Origin of the sequence: Oceanospirillum sanctuarii, assembly GCF_002150805.1 — a bacterium.
GTDB classification, from domain to species: Bacteria; Pseudomonadota; Gammaproteobacteria; order Pseudomonadales; family Halomonadaceae; genus Oceanospirillum; species Oceanospirillum sanctuarii.
The window spans coordinates 259,807-282,363 of record NZ_MTBA01000004.1 but is presented as its reverse complement, the minus strand read 5'-3'; the positions used below and the strand labels follow the sequence as shown (position 1 = coordinate 282,363).

Annotated in this window: 19 protein-coding genes; 11 read left to right on the top strand and 8 right to left on the bottom strand. The window is 52.6% G+C overall.

Features of this window, described 5'->3' with window-relative positions; all coding sequences use genetic code 11:
- Positions 1–216: 216 nt before the first annotated feature.
- Entirely contained in the window at positions 217–1,530 is a 1,314-nt protein-coding gene (chrA, locus tag BV405_RS08270; protein ID WP_245832278.1) for a chromate efflux transporter, read from the top strand.
- A 328-nt stretch (positions 1,531–1,858) separates the two neighbouring features.
- Positions 1,859–3,976 carry a diguanylate cyclase gene (locus tag BV405_RS08265; protein ID WP_140054531.1) on the top strand — a complete coding sequence of 706 codons (2,118 nt, stop codon included), beginning with the start codon at positions 1,859–1,861 and terminating at the stop codon, positions 3,974–3,976.
- Between the two features lie 28 nt (positions 3,977–4,004).
- Here BV405_RS08265 and BV405_RS08260 read toward each other — a convergent pair whose 3' ends face one another.
- Both BV405_RS08260 and BV405_RS08255 read right to left on the bottom strand, forming a co-directional pair.
- On the bottom strand, positions 4,005–4,700 hold the full coding sequence (locus BV405_RS08260; RefSeq protein ID WP_086480396.1) for a cupin domain-containing protein: 696 nt from the start codon (positions 4,698–4,700) through the stop codon (positions 4,005–4,007).
- A gap of 102 nt (positions 4,701–4,802) precedes the next feature.
- Positions 4,803–5,741 carry a LysR family transcriptional regulator gene (locus BV405_RS08255; protein WP_086480395.1) on the bottom strand — a complete coding sequence of 313 codons (939 nt, stop codon included), beginning with the start codon at positions 5,739–5,741 and terminating at the stop codon, positions 4,803–4,805.
- 122 nt (positions 5,742–5,863) lie between these two features.
- Between BV405_RS08255 and BV405_RS08250 the strand changes: the two genes are divergently transcribed.
- Positions 5,864–6,781: an alpha/beta hydrolase gene (locus BV405_RS08250; RefSeq protein ID WP_086480394.1), complete on the top strand. Its 918-nt coding sequence runs from the start codon at positions 5,864–5,866 to the stop codon at positions 6,779–6,781.
- A 34-nt stretch (positions 6,782–6,815) separates the two neighbouring features.
- Entirely contained in the window at positions 6,816–7,745 is a 930-nt protein-coding gene (locus tag BV405_RS08245; RefSeq protein ID WP_086480393.1) for an alpha/beta hydrolase, read from the top strand.
- Between the two features lie 114 nt (positions 7,746–7,859).
- On the opposite strand, the gene BV405_RS08240 is transcribed toward BV405_RS08245, so the two are convergent.
- The 4 genes from BV405_RS08240 to BV405_RS08230 all read right to left on the bottom strand — a co-directional run bounded on the left by BV405_RS08240 (position 7,860) and on the right by BV405_RS08230 (position 12,348).
- Positions 7,860–9,119 carry a BaiN/RdsA family NAD(P)/FAD-dependent oxidoreductase gene (locus BV405_RS08240; RefSeq protein WP_086480392.1) on the bottom strand — a complete coding sequence of 420 codons (1,260 nt, stop codon included), beginning with the start codon at positions 9,117–9,119 and terminating at the stop codon, positions 7,860–7,862.
- A gap of 118 nt (positions 9,120–9,237) precedes the next feature.
- Positions 9,238–9,411 (bottom strand): hypothetical protein, encoded by a 174-nt coding sequence (locus BV405_RS17655; protein WP_176330085.1) that lies wholly within the window; start codon positions 9,409–9,411, stop codon positions 9,238–9,240.
- Positions 9,412–9,704: 293 nt separating this feature from the next.
- On the bottom strand, positions 9,705–11,084 hold the full coding sequence (locus BV405_RS17650; protein WP_176330084.1) for a DUF3095 domain-containing protein: 1,380 nt from the start codon (positions 11,082–11,084) through the stop codon (positions 9,705–9,707).
- Positions 11,085–11,178: 94 nt separating this feature from the next.
- Entirely contained in the window at positions 11,179–12,348 is a 1,170-nt protein-coding gene (locus BV405_RS08230; RefSeq protein WP_086480390.1) for an asparaginase, read from the bottom strand.
- 201 nt (positions 12,349–12,549) lie between these two features.
- On the opposite strand from BV405_RS08230, the gene BV405_RS08225 reads away from it, so the two are divergent.
- Entirely contained in the window at positions 12,550–13,299 is a 750-nt protein-coding gene (locus tag BV405_RS08225) for a 5-oxoprolinase subunit PxpA (protein WP_086480389.1), read from the top strand.
- Positions 13,300–13,365: 66 nt separating this feature from the next.
- Positions 13,366–15,090, top strand: coding sequence for a 5-oxoprolinase subunit PxpB (gene pxpB, locus BV405_RS08220; protein ID WP_086480388.1), 1,725 nt, complete (start codon positions 13,366–13,368; stop codon positions 15,088–15,090).
- Between the two features lie 50 nt (positions 15,091–15,140).
- Here the strand turns inward: pxpB and BV405_RS08215 are convergent, their stop codons facing one another.
- Positions 15,141–15,380, bottom strand: a complete 240-nt coding sequence (locus BV405_RS08215) for a hypothetical protein (protein ID WP_086480387.1) — start codon at positions 15,378–15,380, stop codon at positions 15,141–15,143.
- A 119-nt stretch (positions 15,381–15,499) separates the two neighbouring features.
- Here BV405_RS08215 and BV405_RS17645 point away from each other — a divergent pair, with 119 nt between their 5' ends.
- The 5 genes from BV405_RS17645 to BV405_RS08190 all read left to right on the top strand — a co-directional run bounded on the left by BV405_RS17645 (position 15,500) and on the right by BV405_RS08190 (position 20,767).
- Complete coding sequence (locus tag BV405_RS17645) at positions 15,500–16,666, top strand: CobW family GTP-binding protein (RefSeq protein WP_245832277.1); 1,167 nt, start codon at positions 15,500–15,502, stop codon at positions 16,664–16,666.
- A gap of 519 nt (positions 16,667–17,185) precedes the next feature.
- Entirely contained in the window at positions 17,186–17,917 is a 732-nt protein-coding gene (locus tag BV405_RS08205; protein ID WP_086480385.1) for a hypothetical protein, read from the top strand.
- Between the two features lie 265 nt (positions 17,918–18,182).
- On the top strand, positions 18,183–18,530 hold the full coding sequence (locus BV405_RS08200; protein WP_086480384.1) for a type II toxin-antitoxin system RelE/ParE family toxin: 348 nt from the start codon (positions 18,183–18,185) through the stop codon (positions 18,528–18,530).
- Positions 18,523–18,807 carry a NadS family protein gene (gene nadS, locus BV405_RS08195; protein ID WP_140054527.1) on the top strand — a complete coding sequence of 95 codons (285 nt, stop codon included), beginning with the start codon at positions 18,523–18,525 and terminating at the stop codon, positions 18,805–18,807. Before BV405_RS08200 ends, nadS begins: the two co-directional genes overlap by 8 nt.
- 160 nt (positions 18,808–18,967) lie before the next feature.
- Entirely contained in the window at positions 18,968–20,767 is a 1,800-nt protein-coding gene (locus BV405_RS08190; RefSeq protein WP_245832276.1) for a protein adenylyltransferase SelO, read from the top strand.
- Positions 20,768–20,849: 82 nt separating this feature from the next.
- On the opposite strand, the gene BV405_RS08185 is transcribed toward BV405_RS08190, so the two are convergent.
- Entirely contained in the window at positions 20,850–22,370 is a 1,521-nt protein-coding gene (locus BV405_RS08185; RefSeq protein ID WP_086480381.1) for an aminotransferase-like domain-containing protein, read from the bottom strand.
- Between the last annotated feature and the right edge of the window lie 187 nt (positions 22,371–22,557).

The window sequence follows — 22,557 nt, the reverse complement described above, 5'->3', positions numbered from 1 at the left end:
TGAATGTAAAACGCAATTTACTGCTTAATGCGGGCTACTGCATCGAACTGACAGGGAACGTGATTAATTTGATTCGGGTCATTTTTCTGTGCTTGTGTTGATTTGTGGAGCCTTAATGGGTCAGGGCATGTCAGAAAGTTGTCATATTGGCTTGGTAAGATTTTCCATTTTGTTGTTTTTAAAAGAGTTTTACGGGTTTTAGAAAAGGGTTTTGTCGTGAGCAGAGAACAGGTTTTGACAGATGGCCGTGGTGAACAGAAGGATTCATGGCTGGCAGTATTTACCGTGTTTTTGCGCTTGGGCTGCTTCAGTTTTGGCGGTCCTGCGGCGCATCTTGGCTATTTCCGAAAAAGCTTTGTTGAGCAGCGCCGTTGGTTGAGTGATAAGGAGTACGGCGCTCTGGTTGCTTTGAGTCAGTTTCTGCCCGGGCCGGGTTCCAGTCAGGTGGGTTTTGCCCTTGGTATGAAGCGGGCGGGTCTCCCGGGTGGTGTCGCAGCCTTTATCGGTTTTACACTGCCTTCATTTCTGCTGATGCTTTGGTTGGCCCTTGCCACCACGACCCTGATAGGCGAGGGAATCTTTACCGGCCTGACCCACGGTTTAAAGCTGTTGGCCATCGTGGTGGTGGCGGATGCCTGTTTAGGAATGTTCCGAAGTTTCTGTCAGCAGATGCTGACCCGGGGTCTCGCTCTGATGGCATTGGCTGTCCTGCTTTTCGCACCAGTAAGTTTCTGGGTTCAGATCCTGCTTCTTGTCATGGCCGCAATAGTCGGCTGGCTTGTTTTAACACCGCAAGCGAAACAGGCAATAAGCGCTGCTGAAGAGGTTAATCAGTCTGACGCTTTTGCCTGTCAGAGCCAAAAGCCTCTTTGGGTCACTCTTATTCTTATGGCGGGACTTCTGATCGCTGGCTTCTGGATCACGCCTTCCGCCGAGCGATTCAGTTCAGAAGCGATCTTTGTTGAGTTTTTCCGCATCGGCAGTCTCGTTTTTGGCGGTGGTCATGTGGTTCTGCCTCTGATGGAAGAGCAGATGCTGTCGCAGATGACAGCAGATCGCTTTCTCACCGGTTACAGTCTGGCGCAGGCGGTACCCGGGCCGATGTTTACCCTGGCAAGCTTTATGGGGGCTGAGATTGGCTGGAATGAAAGCCAGAATCCGGTTGCCGCGATACTGGTCGCTCTGGTTGCGACCCTGGGGATTTTTCTGCCGGGATTAATGCTCATGGCGGCACTTTTACCCCACTGGCAGATGCTGAGTCAGCGTCCGGCGTTGATGTCGGGGGTAAAAGGCCTTAATGCCGTGGTGGTGGGCTTTCTGCTGCAGGCATTAGTGATGATGGTTTTTATCACTCTGGTGCAACCTTTTGAAGAGCTATCCGGTAGTGCTGGTTCAGAGCATATCCTGCGTGGATTATTGCCGGATCTGGTTTTGATAGTGCTGGGTTGGCTCGCCTTGAAGCGTTTTAACTGTCATATCGTCTGGTTGGTGTTGGCTTTTGCGTTGTCGGGTTTGTTGATGGCGCTTTGATTTCTGCCAGAAGACTTGGATTTCCGATAGATCGCTTGGGTTTCCGTTAGATCAATTGGGTTTCCGTAAGAAGGTTTTGGTTTTCGTAGGATAGGTTGGCGACCATCTACAGCCCAGTGTCGATGGTTACTGCTAACAAATTGACTTTATTCACTAATAAGTCGAATTAATCTGGTTTTTTCGTGCGTCTCCTTAATTAGCGCTGTATCATGCAGCTAGATACAAAAGGTTACATAAGGAGGCGTAAAGATTGATTACACAGGTGTTTCTTCATCGTCGCCCCTCTGTATTGAGCCTTTTCCTGACCGGGCTTTTCTGGCTCATTCTTATGGTCTCTCAGCCTGTTGCAGCTACCTCTATCTATCTGACACCGGACGAGCAGGCTTATCTGGATAGCAAGCCGGATCTGTCTGTACTGGCGCTGGATACCTTTCCTCCGTTTGCATTCAGTGAAGGGGGGATTTCCAAAGGTTATTCCATCGATTACATGCGCAAGATGGGAGAGGTGCTGCACAAAGAGATACGTTTTGTCAGCGGTATCCCCTGGTTTGAAGCGCTGAAGCAGCTGCAGTCCGGCGAGCTGGATGTGATCCCGGCCATTGCGGATACCGAAGAGCGCAGAGCCTTTATCGATTTCACCCCGTATAACCATATCGAATACATTACCGCAGCCGTGTTTCATCGGGATCTGACCGGAAGTTCCCTTGAAGGCCAGATTATCGCGGTAGCCAAGAACACCTTTCTGCACAGCTACCTGAAGCGTAATTATCCGGCGATTCCTGTTCTTGCAACCTCAACCACCGATGAAGCGGTACTAGCGGTTGCCAATGGTCGTGCGGATATTGCTGTAGGCAGCTATCCGTCTTTGAACTTCTACGTGCAGAAACACTGGTTGAGCAACCTTGTGACCGGCCAGATTAAAGGGCTGGATCTGCCCCTGCGAACGTCTCTGCCTATGGGGGTGCAGAAAGAAAATCATCTGCTGAGAAGCATTCTGGTGAAAGCCCAGCAGGCAATTCCTTATGATCAGGTCGCCGAGCTGAAAGAGAAGTGGATGCGCGGAGCTTATCGTTCAGACAGCATCACCGGACTGACTTCCTCTGAGGTGAGCTTCCTCAATCGCCATGCAGAACTCAATATCTGTATCGACCCGGACTGGATGCCTTTAGAGGCGGTGCGTCGGGGCGAATATGTCGGTGTGTCTGCGGAGCTGATGGGGATGATCTCTGAGCGCCTGAATGTGCGTTTTAATCGCGTACCCAGCGACTCATGGGAAGAGTCATTGAGACTCGGACGTCAGGGAGCCTGCGACCTCTTCCCTTTGATTATGAAGACCGAGGAGCGGGAGTCCTTCCTTGAGTTCACTCAGCCCTTTGTGGAATCACCTCTGGTCATGATTACTCAGGTGGATGCAGCCTATATCCCGGATCTTAAGCGCCTTAAAAATAAGCGCATTGGCGTGGTCAAAGGCTATGCCTTTAATAAGATGCTGAAAGAGCAGTATCCGGATCTGGAGTTTGTCGAGGTGGCTAATATCGAGCAGGGGCTGACTCGTGTTCGGGATGGTTATCTGCACGGGTATATCGATTCTCTGATCACCTCGGGTTACTGGATTCAGAATCGCTATCAGGGGCAGCTTAAAGTCTCCAGTGAGATAGACAGATTCTGGCAGCTGTCGATTGGGGTGCGTAAAGAGCTACAACCTCTGCTGCCGATTATGAATAAAGCGATCAGTCAGATCTCAGAAGCGGAACGGCAGGATGTGATCAACCGTTGGATCTCCATCCGCTACGAAGCAGATCACGACTGGTTGATTACCCTCGTAGGCATCCTGATCACTGTGTTGGTACTGGGGGGCGTGATTGTCTGGTATGTGCGCCTTAATACCCGTCTGGAGCAGGAGGTCTGCCGCCGAAAAGTCGCCGAGCAGGAGGCGCTTAATTTGGCGCAAACGGATCAGTTGACCGGTGTTATGAACCGTCATGGCGCAGAACCCATCATCAATCAGGAGATGGCGCGTTGCCGTCGATATGAGACTCCGGTAGTGATGATGATTCTGGATATTGATCACTTCAAACGGATTAACGATACCGAAGGCCATAAGGTGGGTGACGATGCGTTGCGTTGGCTGAGCACGACCCTAAGTCAGGCGATGCGGGAGACCGACCAGTTGGTGCGCTGGGGTGGAGAGGAGTTTCTGATTCTGCTGCCGGATACCCAGCTTAAGGATGCTGAAGAGCTGGCAGAGCGCTATCGCCAGCTGATTGAAGCCGGTTCGCCTAAGGCAGTTACTGCTTTTACGGTCAGCATCGGGGTTGGTCAGCTTGATCCTATTGAATCCTTCTCCCAGTGGTACCAGAGGACGGACCTTGCCCTCTATCAGGCGAAAAACAGCGGCAGAAATCGCGTGGTTACAAGCCATGAAGCGGCGGAAGAGGTGGCCTGATACCCTCTCTTCCTGTGCGAACAGTGCTTTAAACCGGCAGGTGGCCGACCTTCACCAGAATCAGGGTTTCTTCCTCAACAAACGGATGGTGCTGGCTCAGGTGCGGGCTTCTTAACCAGCTGCCTGCGGGATAAACCCCGTGTTCATCCTGAAAGGTACCGGATAGCACCAGAATCTCTTCGCCACCAAAATGCCGGTGCGGCTGAAAGCGCTCACCGGCAGGCCATTTCACCAGCGCCGTATGCTGGCCTTCAAAGTCATGCAGTGGCATTACCTGTAAACCGCCAATACCTTGTCGCCAAAGCTGTTCTCTGGTCTGGATACGAACCGGCTCCAGATCATTGGGATCAAACTGATTCAGTTTCACAAAGATGGTGCAGCCCTCTTTGCTGAAAGGTGCATGACGGCTGCCCGGCGGATTTCTCAGATACGATCCGGCAGGATAATCACCGCTTTCATCAGAAAATACGCCTTCCAGAACAAAGATCTCCTCACCCAACGGGTGCGGATGTTCGCTGAAGCCCGTACCCGGCGCGTACTCGACAATACTCGTGGTATGACCTGCCTCCCGCTGCGCCCGTTCCAGCGGCTTACGGCGCACTCCCGGCGCAGGGCTTGGCAGCCAGTCCATCTCAGCAGTGTTAATGGCAAGGCGCTGGCTGAAATCCATATTTAGGTTTTCCGGTAGTGTCGGGGTTGTATCTTTTGGGGTGGAATCAGACATAGTGAACCTGTAGATGAACGTGATTTCTTTCGGGATGTTATACGGAAACATCCTGCCAACCCGATGACCTGATCGCAGGGATATTTCATTCTGACCCCGTGCTCAGAGGGTGCGGGTTAGCTGAGAAAGTTGTTGTCTTTGTTCGGTCAGGAAGTTGATCAGAGCCCGGATTTTTGCCGGCATATTCTCTCTTGAAGAGACATAGAGATAAAACCCCGGGAAGGGTTTACACCACGGGTCGAGAACCCTCACCAGAGTGCCAGCTTTCAGCTGATCTGCAATGCAGAGATCAAGGTGCTTCATCAGACCAACACCATTCAGAGCCGCCTGAATCATATTGTCATCATCATTGAAAATCGCATTGCCATCCGGTTCAAAATGAACCACCCGCTTGTCGTCCTCGGGAGAATGAAACTGCCAGCGATCAATCGCACCACTGGTTGAGAAGCGATAGGCCAGACAGTTATGCCCTGTCAGCTCGTTCGGTGTTGTCGGATATCCATGACGCTTCAGATAGTCCGGAGAGGCAACAATCGCGGGGGTAATGACGGGAGATACCGGTATCGCCACCATCCCCTCATCCAGACTTTCACCAAGCCGGATACCGACATCCATCGCGTCGGAAATGATGTTGGTAAAGCCATCATTAATGGCGATCTCTACCTTTACCTTGGGGTGACGCTGCAGAAATTGGTCGATCACAGGAACCAGCAGAAGGTTGGCGGCAACCCGGGAGGTGTTAATTCGAATCATACCGCTGGGCTCATCATGAGCTTCCTGCAGATCGGTCACGACCCGCTCAATTGAGTCCAAAGCCGGGGTTAAGACCTCCAACAGTTTTCTGCCTTCCTCGGTCAGTGACATGCTTCGGGTCGTGCGGTTCAGCAAGCGTACCCCCAACAACTGCTCAAGGGATTTAACATGCTGTGACAACGCCGCGCGGGTGATACCGAGGTGATCGGCCGCCTTGGTGAAGCTGCCGTGATGGGCGACATGACTGAACCAGATCAGAGAAGGGTAAGAGGACGGATCGAGTTTCATATTGTAAAGCTCTGCTAAATTATCATGATAGTTTTAGCATGTTTTTCTATTCAGGTGTTACTCCTAAACTGCGTTCAGTGGCTCAGCAAGCCCAACTAAATAATCCTTACGGAGCGCAGACAATGAAACACGTAACCTTTAAAAACCTGAATGGCGCAGACATCACTATGGCCGCAAATCTTCATCTACCGGAAGGCTTTGAGGAGAGTAAAACCTATCCTGCGATTGTTGTTGCTCACCCGGGTGGTGGTGTGAAAGAGCAGGCTGCAGGCCTGTACGCACAGTGGATGGCTAAAAATGGTTTTATCGCGGTGGCATTTGATGCGTCTTATCAGGGAGAGAGCAGCGGTGAGCCCCGCCAGCTGGAAAATCCCTACGTACGTACTGAAGATATCAGCGCAGTAATTGATTATCTGACCACGCTGAACTTTGTTGATACTGCCCGAATTGGTGCGCTGGGAGTCTGTGCCGGTGGCGGCTACACCGCCAATGCCGCCATTAATGACCGACGTATCAAAGCGCTGGCTACCGTCAGTGCCGTCAATATCGGTCAGATGTTCCGCAATGGTTGGGACAATACCGTTGCTGATGCCGATGCTGTGGGTTATCTCGATTTTGGTTCTCAGGCCCGAACCAGCGACGCGGCTAAAAATGATCTGATGCAGATCCCCCTGGCTCCTATGCGCAAAGAAGATGCGCCTAATGAAGAGCTGGCAGAAGCCTGGGAGTATTACCACACCCCACGCTGTGCGCACCCGAATGCACCGGGCTATACCCTGACCCGCAACCTCAATCAGCTGGTGACTTACGACGCCTATAACAAAGCGGAAGCTTTCCTGACACAGCCTCTGTTAATGATTGCGGGCAATCAGGCCGGTAGCCGTTGGATGAGTGAAGACCTGATGACCCGTGCGGCCTCTGAAGACAAACAGCTGATCATTGTTGACGGTGCGAACCATATGTCGCTGTACGACCAGCCAACATACGTGGCGCAGGCGGTTGAGGCGTTAGCGCCCTTCTTCAGCCGTACCCTGATCTGATACCTGATCCTTCATCATTCAGAGAGATAACCTCATGACAACATTACAAACGGTTCGCTATCAAAATCTGGGCTGGGAAGTTGCTGCCGATATCTATTTTCCGGCGGATTTTGATGAGACAAAAAAATATCCGGCGATAGTCAGCACCCATCCTATCGGTAGCTGTAAGGAGCAGACGGCAGGGAAGACTTATGCGTCAGCACTGGCAGCAGAAGGCTTTATTGTATTGGTTCACGACGCCAGTTTTCAGGGTGATAGCGGTGGTTTCCCCCGCTTTATTGAAGATCCGGCAATCCGGGTTTCTGATATTCGTTTTGCGGTCGATTATCTGCAGTCCCGCTCCTATGTTGACCCGGATCGTATCGGGGCAATCGGGGTATGCGGGGGCGGTGCTTATACCATCCATGCCGGGATAACCGATCACAGAATTAAGGCGCTGACATCGATCACAGGCGTTAACTATGGCCGCCTGATCCGGGAGGGTTTCGCACAGTTTCAGCCTCAGGTGCTCGCCAAACAGATTGCAGACATGCGAACCGAACAGGCGATGGGGACGAAGAGATCGATCAGTGACTTACTGCCGGAATCCGTCGACTCAGCCAAGAGCGCGGGTATCAGTGATATCGATGTGCTTGAAGCAACGGAGTATTACAAAACTGCTCGTGGACAGAAGCCAAATGGCGCGACCAGCCAGTTGATGTCTTTTACCGGCTCGGCGATGGGATGGGATGCTTTTACGAATGCCGAAACCTTGTTGACTCAACCTCTGATGGTTGTTGTGGGTAGCAAGCCGGGAGGTTTTGGTGCCTACCGTGATGGCTGGGAGATCTACAGCCGAGCGGCGTCCGACAAGAAGCAGATATTTGTTGCGGAAGGTTGGTCTCACTACGACCTGTACGACAAAGCCGAACCGGTTGCTTTGGCTATGGCGCAGGTTGGCCCGTTTTTTAAAGAGCATCTTTAAGACCGGACGTCCTCCCCAAAGCTAAAGCTGGATCAAAAAACCGCCACTTGGGCGGTTTTTTTATAGGTTGTGCCTGAACTAGACGTTAGCTGGCTGGCAATACCTTAACCCACCTTAAACAACTTCCCCGGCGACCCAACCGGAACTCCATGCCCATTGGAAATTAAAGCCGCCAAGGTGGCCTGAGACATCCACTACTTCACCGATAAAGTAGAGGCCCGGCGCTTTTTTCGCTTCCATGGTTTTGGAGGAAAGCTCGTCGGTGTCGATGCCGCCTAAGGTCACTTCCGCAGTGCGATAGCCTTCAGTGCCGGAGATTTTCGGCTGCCAGCGGTGCACCTTGTCGGCTATCTCTTCGATTTTAGCGTTGCTGAGTTCACTCATGGTGGTGTTATCGAACCAGTGTTCGCACAGGGCTTTGGCCAGACGTGCGGGCAGGTGCTCACCCAGTACGGTTTTCAGTTCCACTTTCGGGCGGATCTGGCGTAGTTCTTTCAGGTGCTCATCCAGATCTAGTCCCGGAATCAGGTCGATCTCCAGGGTATCGCCGGATTGCCAGTAGGAGGAGATCTGCAGTACTGCAGGGCCGCTTAAGCCGCGGTGGGTAAAGAGCAGGCTGCCGGTAAAGCTCATGCCTTCGCGGGGTTTACCCTTATCATTCTTGCTTCCTTTCGCAGGCGTGCAGGTCAGGGTTGCCGGAGTGCTTAGGCCGGATAAAGGCTCGGTCAGAGTTTTCTCTTCCGGCTGCAGGGTAAAAGGCACCAGAGCGGCAGAGCGGGGCAGTACTGCCAGACCAAACTGTTCCGCGATCTGATAACCAAAACCCGATGCTCCCATGGTCGGCATGGACAGACCGCCGGTTGCGATCACCAGTGACTGACACTGCAGTGTCTCTTTCAGACCGTTTTGTTCCACGGTCAGTTGATAACGGTAGGGGGCGGCGTCTTCCGGCAGTTGCTCGATACCGAGCACTTCGGTTTTCAGACGAATACGGGCACCGGCATCGGATACTTCCTGTAGCATCATATCCAGAATCGCTTTCGACTTATTATCCGAGAACAGCTGACCTTCCTCTTTCTCGTGATAAGGCAGGCCGTGTTTGTCCACCAGAGCGATAAAATCCCACTGGGTATAGCGGCTCAGGGCAGATTTGCAGAAATGCGGGTTACGCGACAGGTAGCGGTTGGGTTCAACGTAATAGTTGGTGAAGTTACAGCGGCCACCACCGGACACCATGATCTTGTTACCCGCTTTACGGGCGTGATCCAAAATCAGCACGTTACGCTGGCGCTGTCCGGCACTGATGGCACACATCAGACCTGCCGCACCGGCTCCGATAATAATGACGTCGTGTTGATTTTGCTGCTGTTGCATCACTTGCTACCCCGTTTTTGCCGAGGGCGAACTCTAGTGAAATGCCGCCATTCTGTAAAGCAAGCAGGGCGGGAAACCGGGCGTTAGTGATAGATTTTTTTATGGCTGAGGATGCCACTTAGTCGTCGGTATGCAGGATATAGTGCTGCCGATAGCGTTCTGCGATCTCGTTCAGGCGAAACAGATCCGTCAGACTGTTAACCGGCGTGACCGCCATCAGATAGCGTACGCCTTCCAACAGGTCGTGGCTGCGCCACTGCTGCAGTGCTTTAAACTCTTCTTCCGTCATCATAATGTTGCCTCCTGCGCTGAAATCGGTGTTCAGCTTGGCGTTACGGGTTCAGTTTTGGCGTTGAAAAGCAGCCTTGCTGACATAGGCGGACTCTACGCCGGCCTATATTGCAATGCAACACGAAAAGTATGACGTTATTAATTACAGAAGCGCATTTGATCGGTTTTATCTGCGTTAAAGACAACAGCCCTTAAAAATCAGCTGGTTAAGAAGTAAGGCTAGGAGGAGCTTTTATGGGAGGTCTTGATAGGATGGCTTTAATGGTGGGCTTTAATGGAGGGATAAACCCAGCCTCAGGTATTACCCAGAGGCTGAGGGGAAACCGGCACCATAGCGGGTGCCAGCGCATTCTGGCGCTGCTGTTTCAGGTGGGTTGCCGCTAAGGCATAGCCACCGTCGGCACCATCAACAAAGTGGAAATGATCGTGACCATGTTGAAACACAAGGCAGGTGAGTAGGGCTGCTTCTGAAGTGCTGATGCCGTAGAAGAGCACACCGGATTCCTGCTTCTCCTTCAGCCATTCTTCCAGTTTTTCCCGCTGTTCCGGCGAACCTGCCAGTACCATACGCAGCATATTGTCGAATTTTCGGTGATCAGAATGGCGGATCATATCTTCTTTGTAGCCGCCCCAGTTGTAGCCGTTTGCGACCATATTGGTGGCCATCATCAGACTACCCATCATAGCGATAAAGCGGATCTTAACCATGTAACCCAGCTTATAAAGCCAGCTTTTACCGGCACTGTAGAGTCGGGTTTCGGTGCGCAGTTTCTCGTTGGAAAAAGTCATCTGCATGTTGTTGGCTTGCAGAGGGTGGTGCTGATCCCGGTCACCGTAGATCTCGGTGATCTTGGCCATGGTGTCCTGATAAAGGCGACTTTGCTCCGCCAGCGTTGTACAGCGGCTTTCGATCAGCAGGGATACGGTTTCATCCCGTGGGCTGGGGATACGATCCCAGCGACACTGCAGACCGGAGAAATCTGCCTCTGCCGGAATCTCAGCCGGTATCGCATACCTCGTCGGATCTTTTTTCAGCCAGACCTCCGCTTCGGTCATACCGCTGCCAGCAAAGGCCGCCTGAAAGGCATGGTCGGTCACCTGCATCTTGCTGATCAGCACTTCGTGACCCGCAGTTCTCAGATCAGATACCGCCACATAACCGGTACGCAGTTCCAGATTGTAGGCCTCGGTTGAGACTTTTTGCGTGCCTTTCAACGCCGCAAGTGCCGCGTCCAGATAGCAGGGGGGAATACAGAAAGAGGCACCATCACCGCCAAACACGTAAGGAATATTCTCCCGGCTGTGCAAGGCACTTGGGTTGATATCGAGGCTTGGGTTTATTTCCGCATTTAGTTCATCCTGATGTTTTGCGGCAGGTGTGACCGGATCGCAATCGGCGGAGATAATTTTTTCGCAGGCGTTCAGCACCGCGATAATACAGCTGGCACCCAGAGTGTTCACATCCTGATAGCGGTTATTCAGAATTGCACCGGTGGAGTTGACCACATCCGCCACCAGCACATACCAGTCATCGGGTACCGGCTGATAGGTATCCAGATTGAGTAATAGTGAGAAGTCACTGACCGCAGGTAGATCGCGATAGAAGCCGCTGTTAATACTGCCGGACTCATGGTGGAAGTCTGTGTTCAGTGTTTGGTTTTTCAACGGATCCATCGTTTTGCCTCTTCTGCCAGCACGGTGCTGCTCTTTTATTTTCTTTTGTACCTTGGGCTGCATTCTGTACTGTGAAACGCCTAAGGTTTACTGACTATACGCTCCGCTCAGCACAATAGTTTCGGTTAAAGGCATCTTTAACCTCGTCGGCGGTTAAATCACTCAGAAACAAGAGTGTCAGTTTGCTGAATGCCGCCTCACAGGTCATATCATAGCCGCTGATAATACCGGCGTCCGCCAACGCAGAACCTGCCGCATAGCTCATGCTGACAGAACCCTGAGGGCACTGACTGCGATTGACGATCACAACACCACGGTCACTGGCGGCTTTAAAGGCAGCCAATAACGGCTGATTCAGATCCGGTGCGTTACCGCTGCCATAGCTTTCCAGAATCACTCCTTTAACCGGAGCCGCCAGCAGGCTCTCAACCTGTTGCGCCTGAATCCCCGGCCAGAGTTTCAGAATCACCACCTGCGGGATCTCATCAACAGCTTCGGCCTTGATCTCCGGGAAGTGGGTTTCGGAGTCAGATACCTGCTCTGTGACTGTCTTGGTTTCAGCCCATTGCAGCTTGCCTTCAGAACAGGTGCCAAGAGGAGGCAGGTTGATGCTGTCAAAACCCTGTGGCGAGTAGGTGCTGACTTTGCTGGCGCGATTGCCCTGCAGAATCTTGTCGCCAAATACAATCAGTCCGGCCTTTTGTGTCAGATGTGGTGTGTTTGTATGCTCGGTGGTCAGCGCTTCTTTTATCAGGCTGTTAGCCACCAGAAGAGAGGCTTCCACATTTCCCAGCGCATCACTGGCTTCTTTTTCCAGCGGGTACTGGGAACCGGTCACGATGCAGGGCAGGGACTTGGGCAGTAAAAAGCTCAAAGCTGAGGCGGTGTAAGCCAGAGTGTCTGTACCGTGCAGAATAATAAAAGCGCGATACTGTTTCGTGTAGCTGCGGATCAGGCGGTTCAGTTCCAGCCAGTCCTGAGGGGTGGCGTTGGAGCTGTCGATCAGTCGGGGCAGGGTGACCAGATCAAAAGTTGGCAGTGAAGATAAACGAGCCTCCGGCAGTGTCTCCAGCTGCTTTAGCAGCCGCTCCGGCATCTTGTCGCCGGGCACCAGACCTTTATCGCTTTCTACCATGCCGATGGTGCCGCCGGTATAGATCACCGCAATTTGAGCCTTATCCGTGCTGTTTTCAAGCTGATTTACAGAAGATGGCAGGGCTTCAAAACGGCGGGCGGCCGGATAGAGTCGGGTTAGGTTAGGCATGGATAAGCTGCTCTCTGGGTTTAAGGGGTTGAACCTGCTTAGGTTGTGGTTCAGGTCGCTACGGTGACAGGCTATAATCTGGCTGATGAGTCACAAAAAATTGTAATAAAAACAGCGCGTTTTATCATCCTGCAAATACCTGTTCACAAATAGAAAGGTTAGGGTTGAAGCAGAGTCGCGCGGCAGAGGCTTAAAAGCGATATGAAACTGAATTGTGATCTGGGTGAAAGTTTTGGCAGCTGGTCCATGGGAATGGATCAGGAAGTAATGCCCCATATCGATATGGCCAATATCGCCTGCGGTTTTCACGCCTCTGACCCTTTGATTATGCGCGATACCGTGGCGCTGGCGAAGCAGCACGGTGTGCAGATCGGTGCTCATCCCGCCTATCCGGACCTTGTCGGATTTGGCCGCCGCAGCATGGCTTGTTCATTCGATGAGATCTACAGCATGGTGCTCTATCAGTTGGGAGCGCTGCAGGGCATTTGTCAGGCTGTGGGTGAGCAGGTGCGTTATGTGAAGCCTCACGGCGCGCTGTACAACGATATGATGCAGCAACCGGAGGTGCTGCGGGCGATTCTGCAGGCCGTTGTTGATTTCGGCGCTTCGCAGAATCTCAATCTGCTGGTTCTGGTGATGGCAACGGCAGATAACCGCGAACAACAGCAACTGGCAGATGAACTTGGCGCCAGTCTGATGTTCGAAGCCTTCGCTGACCGTGCCTACGATGCGAAGGGATTACTGGTGAATCGCCGAATCCCCGGTTCGGTTTATCACCAGCAGGATCAGGTGGTCGCGCAGGCGTTGGCGATTGCTAAAGGCGAGCCGATTAAAACCCTTGCCGAGGGCGTTGAGGTTTGTCTTAAAGCCGATACCCTCTGTGTCCACGGCGATAACGAAGCCTCGTTGCAGGCGGTAAAAGCGATCCGTCAGGCGCTGAATGCCCTTTAGTCTATTAGCTTTTTTACGAAACGATTAGCTATTAAAGAAAACGATCAAAACCGGAATCTGAACTCTATGGTGCGAATTGAAACAGCCTCAACCGACAGCCTGATTCTCTACTTTGCGGCCAAATCCAGCCCGCAGCTGAGTGCGAAAATCGCCCAGGCCTGCGAGCAGATCCGTCAGTTTAAAGGCATTACCGATCTGATTCCGGCCTATACCTCGGTGCTGGTGACGTTTGATCTGTTGCTGGTGGATGCCGCGCAACTACGCCTGCAGTTGGAAGCCTTGCTTGGTGAGCTTTCACCTGTTGATCAGTTTGATCATGAGACTGAAGATCAGCCTGATGCGGCAGAGAGGAATGAGGTTACGATTCCGGTTTATTACGCCCCGGAAGTCGCCCCCGATCTGGAAACGCTGGCCAAGGCCAAAGGCTTAACGGCAGATGAGGTGATTCAGCGCCACAGCCAGAAAAGCTACCGCGTTGCCGCCATCGGTTTTGCTCCCGGTTTTGCCTATCTGGGTGATGTGGATGAGAGTATCGCCCAGCCCCGCCATGAAACACCACGACTTGCCGTTGCTAAAGGTTCTGTCGCTATCGCCGGAACCCAGACTGCGGTTTACCCGCTGGAATCCCCCGGTGGCTGGAACATTATCGGTCGCACACCTCAGGCGATGATAGATCGCTCGTTGCCCAATCTGACTCCGTTAGCCCCCGGTGATTCGGTACGTTTTGTGCCGATCAGCCGTGAGCAGTTTCTGGCGATGGGCGGTGTTCTGGATTCTGAAACGCCTTCAGAACAGGCTGCGCAACTCGATACAGTTGCGGTGGATAACCGTTCGTCACAAGGCACTGGCTTTAGCGTGATCCATCCGGGGCTGATGTCTCAGCTGCAGGATGGCGGTCGTCACGGCTATCAGCATGTGGGGCTGACCACAGGTGGCCCACTGGATGAGCATGCCTTTCTCTGGGCAAACCATCTGCTGAAAAATCCCTGGGATGCTGCGGTTGTCGAGATCAGCTTTGGCGGCCTCAAACTGCAGGCGCAGGTAGATACTCTGATCGCCGTGACCGGTGCCGATCTCGCTGTTTCTATCAATGGTGAAACTGCCGCCAACTGGGAAGTGATTCCGGTGCGTGCCGGTGATCGGCTGGAGTTCGGCTATCCCCGTTCCGGCACCCGTGCGTATCTGGCGGTGAAGGGCGGCTTTAAGGTTGAGCAGAGTTACGGCAGTGTCGCCACCGTTCAGCGGGAACAGATGGGCGGTCTGCACGGTGATGGCAAACCGCTTACCTTCGGTGATTGCCTGCCCTGTGATGAGCAGGAGCACCGTAAAGATCCTCAGCTGCAGAATCTGATCGGCAAGCGGGTGAGCAACAACTACCTACCGGATTATTCCGAAACTCTGGTGCTGCGGGTGATCGCCGGATACCAGTATGACCAGTTCTCTGCCGAGCAACTGGAGCGCTTCTTCAGTGAGGAGTATCAGATCTCACCGGACAGCGACCGTATGGGGGTTCGTTTGCAGGGTGCGCCGATCAAAGCGCTGCAGGCGGGGATTACCTCAGAGGGCATTGCGCTGGGGGCGATTCAGATTCCGCCGGATGGACAACCTATCGTGTTGATGCGGGATCGTCAGACCATCGGCGGCTACCCGAAACTGGGTTGTGTGTATCCGCCGGATACCGGTCAGCTGGCGCAGCGTCACCCCAATACCAAGGTGCGGTTTGAGCTGATGCCGCGTCATCAGGCGCAACAGGATCTGATGCGCTTCTATCGTTACTTCCGTCGGGCCTGATCAGGCTCGGCTGATTTTTCTACACAAGAGATCGCAAGTCTGAATCAGCACTACTCGCCAAAGTAAGGTTTCGCGATCTCATGGCCGTAGGCCTGATTCAGCATCTTTTCGATCATCTCCATATTCAGCTCCACCAGAAACTGCTTACCGTTCACCAGCTCCACATTACTGCACAGGATATCGTGTTCAGTGATCTGTAGAATATGGTCGGCGTGAACCAGATAGTGAACAACATCGGTATTCACACTGACCGGCAGACGTAAAAATGGGTTACGGGTTTGGCTGCTCATGGTGGTTTCTCTCTATTTCCCTGATCGTTTTATTCTGCAGACAGATAAAATGTTATGTTGTAACATTTTCGAATTCTAACCCTAAAGCCTTTATCTCGCTGTTCTGCAGGAGTTTTCCCTTGAGCCTATCACAGTCGACCGCATCTGCTAGCCCGTCTGTTAAAAAGATTCCCACCCATCTGATTACCGGTTTTCTGGGTGTCGGTAAAACCACCGTCATCCGTCATCTGTTAGCGCAGAAGCCTGCTGATGAAAAGTGGGTCGTAGTGGTGAACGAATTCGGTCAGATCGGTATCGATCAGGCGGCCTATCCGGAATCGGAAGCTGCCGAAGGTGAGGGCGGTCTTAAGGTGCAGGAGCTGCCCGGTGGTTGTATCTGCTGCAGCCTGGGGGTGGTGCTGTCGGCAACGATGGTGAAACTGATCCGTCTGCATAAACCGGATCGCCTGATTATCGAACCCACCGGCATCGGTCATCCGGCGGGGATTCTGGATACTCTTACCAGCGAAACCTTCGCTCCCGTTTTGGATGTGCGGGCAGTGATCTGTCTGGTGGATCCCCGCGCCATTGAAGATCCCCGCGTGCAGGAGCATGAGATCTTTCAGGATCAACTGAGTCTTTCCGATATTCTGGTGCTGAATAAAACCGATCTGGCGACGGAAGAACAAACCGCACGGTTTGAACGGGCAGCGCTGGGTATGTTTCCACCCAAGCAGCGGGTGGTACGGGCAGAGCAGGGTAAGCTGGATCTGAGCCTTCTGGCCCTAGGTCGGGATGGTGCCTTTTATGCGCAGGAAGTGGCTCACCATGATCATGGTCACAGCCATCATAGCCACGACCACGACCACGACCACGACCACGACCACGACCATCATAATCATGGGCATGATCATCATCACGGTCATTCCCATGGGGAGATCGCCGGAGCCTCACCGGAAGCCTTCTCCGCCGATGCCCTGCAGAAGGTACAACCGGGGCAGCCGGTTCAGCTCTCCGGCGAAGGCGCAGGGGTTTATACAATCGGCTGGCTGTTCCACCCGGAGGATCAGTTTGATGAAGCTCAATTGGTAAACTGGCTGGAAACCGTACCGGATCTGCTACGCCTGAAAGCTGTATATCGCGTTCGCAACCAATGGCAGTTTTATAACCGAGTCGGCAGCGAATCCGACCGCTTCCCCATCGCCTACCGACGGGACTCCCGTTTTGAGCTGATCAGCCCGCAACCGTTTGAGGGAGTAAAGGAGTTAGAGGTAGGGTTAAAGGCGTGTCTTAAAGGCACGAACTAAATCGCATTTTAGCTGCTGGCGCTGATTATCGCGCCAGTCGCCAGCTTCTCATTCCAAGGTGGGCACCGAGCCCGCCGCCTTATCAGACCTTCTTCGCGGTTGAATTCTTAATTGGCTTCCGATAAATTTTTAATCGATCAGATGTTGTAAACCGTGTGCTTGTTTGGTTTAAGCCTCAGCATATGGCCGCTTTTAAGGTAAAGAGCGGAATCAAAGGCGTACAAGCGCAATGGCAGGGAAGCAGTCAGATCAGAAAATGGATTTATCATTTCTCTTCACAAGTCCCTCTTCATCCTGCTTTTGTGTCTGCTGATAGAATGGTGCAGGAATCTTGGATTCAACTATTAAGTGCAACACTGCTAGTTTCCAGAGCTACACATAAACTCAGTTTATGTTTTTGGCCTGAAAGTCTGAATCATTGTGTTTTAGGTCGGCTTTACTGCCGGTTGATGGATTTCGGGCTGGGTAAGTTTGACCCTAACCGAATAGACCGGCTTTTACTTTTTTAAGGACTTTATTATGAAAAAACGTATTCTTCTCACTGCTATTTCTGCTGCCTTGGCTTCGTCTTTGACTTTTGCAGAGTCGTTGCCTCAAGAGGGGGATAATATGGCTGAACTTTTGTCAGAGATTCAGAATGGTTCTGATGAAGTTGCGCGGGAAGCATTTAAAAAATTGCCATATCCTCTACAGATTCGCGCTCAGAGTGCCAGTCGTATGTTCACTTATCTTGATTTTGGTGCTGTATATCATTCCTATGACTCTTCGGTTGGCGGTATGGGGTCAAGTATTGGGATTGATATTGAGTTATCAGCTATGCCAAAGCAATCTGACTATTTCTTCGGTCGTATCGGTTATGAGAACAGTTTCGACTTAACCAATTTGTTCGATGCTGGACGCTCTGGTTGGAACTTTGGTGTTGGCGCAACTTATCCGATCAACCTGACCTACTTCCCCTACGCTACTTTTGATTACGTGCTTGAGTCTACCACCGGCTGTGCAGGTAGCCGTTGTGTAACAGTTGATAATGATGGTACCGACCTAACATTTGGCATGAAGTATTTGGCCGGTATAGATCTCGCTCTGGATTTAGGTTTGATTAAAAGTAGTCGTGATAATGGAGATCAGACAGGCTGGCGCATCGGTATTGATCGCTTTATGCACAATATGGATCAGAACGAAGGTGCCTATATCACTTACACGAATTTGGGAGATAGCAAAATCGAGTTTGGCTGGCGTATGCGCCGTTAATAGTTTTGAGTCATTTGAAAGGTCGGGAGTAACCGACCTTTTTTGGTCTGGAGGGGAGTTCCAGATTCAGAATAGACTGTTCTTAGAACTCAGTTCACCTTTCTTTGTCATATGAAAAGTTGGTGCTCTTGAACTGTGGATATCGATGTAGGCTCTTGCTAACAGGCTTTTAATGAGTGGTATGTATCGCATGCATTGATATGCCCTGAATATTACAATAAGACTAAGTCTTGTTCAAAGTAATCCAGTGGATTACTCTTCGCCTATGCTAACCACCATCACTGAACTCCCGGAATACATCAAACGTGCCGATGACCTTTTCACGGACTTCGAGCGCAAGGCCGTCATCGACTACCTTGCCGAGCATCCATTGGCCGGTGATGTGATGGAAGGAACCGGCGGTATCCGCAAGCTTCGTTGGAGCAGAGGCAACAAAGGGAAAAGTGGTGGGGTGCGTGTCATCTATTATTACCACGACCACAGAATTCCCCTGTACCTGCTGACGATGTTTGGTAAAGGTGAGCGGGCAAATTTGTCAAAAGCGGACAGAAATGCGCTGTCCAAACTGGTCAGTATTCTGGCTCATACAGCATTGGAGAAAAATCATGGCTAGTGCCTTTGAAAGTATTGCTAAGGGCTTACAGGAAGCCATCGAACTTAACCAAGGCGGTAAGGTTGAGGCCAAAACGCATCGACCTGAACCTGTTGATGTGGCCGCTATCCGAAAAAATCTGGGTATGACGCAGATGGAATTTGCTGCCAAGTTCAGTATCAGCGTATCAACTCTGAGACATTGGGAACACGGTAATCGGACGCCTCATGGCCCAGCATTGGCTCTATTGCACGTCATATCAAAAGAGCCACAAGCAGTCCTGAGAGCACTGAGTTGATATCTTTCTTATGAAAAGCGGCGTACCAGCCGCTTTTTTATTTGCCTTAAATCCTGCTCAAAAAAATAACCCTACCTTGTGTCCCGTTGTTTGCCTGCCTCCGTACTACCTATAATCCCCACATTAAGGACACCGAACCAACCAACTGGCAGGCGTTATCGTGAAAACCTCTACAGAATCCACCGCAACCATCAACTCTCTGGATGATCTGGCGAATTGCCTCGATTACTCCCTGATGGACACGCTGACTCCTGATCCGGATGCCACGGAAGATGGCGCTGACCATAACCCCCGTCAGGTGTTCAGCGGGCACTATGTGCCGGTTGCGCCAACGCCTATCGGGCAGCCGGAATATATCGCCCATAGCCCGGCCTTTTTCCGTGAGCTGGGGCTGAGCGACGATCTCGCGCAGGATAAAGACTTTACCCGTCTGTTCACTGGTGATCTGACTGACCAACCGCAGGGCTTTCGCAAAACCGGTTGGGCAACGGGTTATGCCTTGTCCATTTATGGTACGGAATACACTCAGCAGTGTCCGTTCCAGACCGGTAACGGTTATGGCGATGGTCGTGCGGTGTCTGTGGTGGAAGCGGTGCTGGGCAACCAGCGTTGGGAGATGCAGCTGAAAGGTGGTGGTCGCACGCCCTATTGCCGTGGTGGTGATGGCCGTGCGGTGCTGCGTTCCAGTGTGCGGGAGTTTCTGGCGCAGGAGCACATGCACGCTTTGGGTGTGCCCACCAGCCGTTCCTTAACCCTGTATGTGTCCAAAACCGATGTAGTGAAACGCCCTTGGTATTCAGAAGGTTCCCGCTCCATGGACCCGGATCGCATGGTGGCGGAGCCAGTAGCGATCACGACCCGTGTTGCGCCTTCTTTTATCCGAGTGGGTCAGCTGGAGCTGTTTGGCCGTCGTGCCCGTAAGCAGCAACCCGGTGCTCTGGCGGAGCTGGGACAGCTGGTGCGTCATCTGATCGAGCGGGAATACTCAAACGAAATCCAAACTGACCTATGCCTGCCAGAAAGTATTCTGACTCTGGCCAAAGCCTTTCGTGGCCGCCTGACCAGGCTGGTGGCGAACTGGATCAGAGTGGGTTACTGCCAGGGTAACTTTAACAGTGATAACTGTGCTGCAGGTGGCTTCACGCTGGATTACGGCCCCTTCGGTTTTATCGATGCCTTTAACCCCCATTACCAACCGTGGACCGGTGGCGGTCAGCACTTTGCCTTTATGAATCAGCCGGTGGCGGCGGGTAAAAACTTCGGCAGTTTCTGTAAGGCGCTGCAGCCGTTACTGGCGGATGAGCCGGAGGCGTTACGCCAGCTGCATGAGATAGAGCGTGATTTTGATAACGCCATGCAGGCCGAGATGGAAGCGATGTGGGCCGCTAAACTCGGCTTAACCGGGTTTGATGCTGAGCTGCTCCGTCACCTTGAAATGCTGATGATGCTGACTCCGGTGGATTACACCCGTTTCTTCCGTATTCTTTCTGATCTGTCTTTTACAGGTTTGTCGGCTGAAGCGTTGACAGACGACCTGAATACCCTGAAAGCCAGTTTCTATAACGGTGAAGTTTACGAAGCGGTTGCCCTGCACCCAAGGTACGATCTGGATCATGCCGAGATGGATCGCCGCTGGACACTTTGGTTAAGCCAGTGGCGTGAAGCCCTGATGCGTGAGGCGGTTGCAGCAGATGAACGCGGCGAAACCCCTCGTTCAGAAGCGGAAGTGCGCGCCGGAATGAAAGCGGCTAATCCGAAATATACCCTAAGGGAATGGTTGCTGGCTCCGGCCTATCAGGCCGCCGCACAGGGTGATTACAGCCTGATCCGTGAACTGCAAAGTGTGATGACCCAGCCTTACGATGAGCAGTCAGCGGAGATTGCTGAAGGCTTCTATCGCCAGAAACCGATTGAAGCCTTTGGGGCAGGTGGTGTCTCGCACTTGAGCTGCTCATCTTAAAGCGGTTGTTCTTTATAAATCGGTTGCTCGTCTTAACATCGGCTGTTCTTCAACGTGGTGAAAATGGCGATAACCCGGGCGCTTAAAAGCAGCGCCCGATGCGTTTGATTCCTTCCAATACTTCCTCCTCCGGGCAGGCACAGCAGTTGATCCTGAGATAACGGCTGTAGAGATCGCTGGTGGGGGAGAACACATCCCCCGGCAGAAACATCACGCCTTTTTCCAGTGCTTTCTGGTGTAGCGGCATCGCCATAAAAGGCTCCGGCAGTTCCACCCAGAGAACAAAACCTGCCTCCGGCAACGAAACCCGTGTGCCCTCCGGAAAATACCTGAGTACCCATTCACGGGTCTGATGCACCCGCAGTTTGTGCTGGCTGGCGATCTTACGCACCGAGCGCTGATACAAACCCTGTTCCAGCATATAGGCGACACTCAGCTGGCAAGGGGTGCTGACGCTGACGTTGTTCTGAAACTTACGGGCGGTGGCTGAGGCGGTATCTCCAGCGGGTAACAACCAGCCCACCCGCAACGAAGGCGACATACTTTTGGAGAAAGAACCGCACTGGCTGACCACGCCATAGGGATCCATCGAGCGTAAAGAGCGCACCGGACGATCGGCATAGGCCAGATCCAGGCAGATCACATCCTCAATCAGGCGGGTGCCGTGGCGGTAGCAGAGTTCGATCAGATCGGTTTTCTGCTGCTCCTGCATCACAAACCCCAGCGGGTTGTGCCCCACCGGATTGACCACACAGGCGTTGACCTTGATCGCGGACATCATGGTGGCGAGGTGATCCAGATCGATACCGGTTTCCGGTGAGGTAGGGATCTCCAGTGCCTTAAGACCGAGGCTTTCCAGCTGCTGCAAAATAGTGAAGTAGGTGGGGGACTCAATCGCCACCACATCGCCGGGTTTGGTGCACTCGGTCAGGGCGATACGCAGGGCTTCGGTACAGCCGTTGGTGATCAGGAGATCATCCGGCGCACACTGTACACCCTGATGGCTGAGATGCTGAGATAGCGCCTGTTGCAGCAATGGTTCGCCACCGGAGGGGCTGTAGCCCCCATAAGCCCACTGAGGTTTGCGGCTGATCTGGCGTTGAATCTTCGCCAGTGCCTCCAGCGGTAAAAGTGCCGGTTCCGGTACTGCCGTGCCCAGATTGATCAGCGGATGCTCCCGTCCCATAGAAAGCATACGGATCACCAGATCGCTGACCTTAACCCGTTCTGCTGCCGGGTTTGCCGGTGGAATCTGAGGTTGCAGCCGCTGATTACCCTTGGCTGATGAGGGACTACCCGCAAGGTAATAGCCGGAGCGGGGGCGAACGACAACCAATCCCTGATCGATCAGATACTGATAAGCGCTTTGGGCGCTGCTCAGGCTGATATCAAACTGCTCGGCGACCAGGCGTAGGCTGGGCAGCTTCTGTTCCGGGTTGGCGTGACGGATCACCTGCTGATAAAGCTTACGTCCCACCTGCTGATACAGGGGCTGTTCCGGCGGGTGGTTCAGCTCGTGCATCGGGCTTTGATGCGGCTTGGGTTGCGGTTCGGGTTGAAGCTCGGGTTGCAGCTTATGTTCCGGGGCTTGCGTCTCAGGCATAGGGTTCAGACATCTGTTTGTGGCTTTTTATCGTTATGGTAAAATTTCGGCAAACTGTGTGTCAGTTATTTTGGTCTGTATGGGGCTGTTTTAGCAAACTGTATCTTTTCTGTGTGCCCCTTCCATTTCCATAATGTCACCATAAAGTCTGAGATCAACCGAAGTCCTGCGAAACTGTTTTCACCGC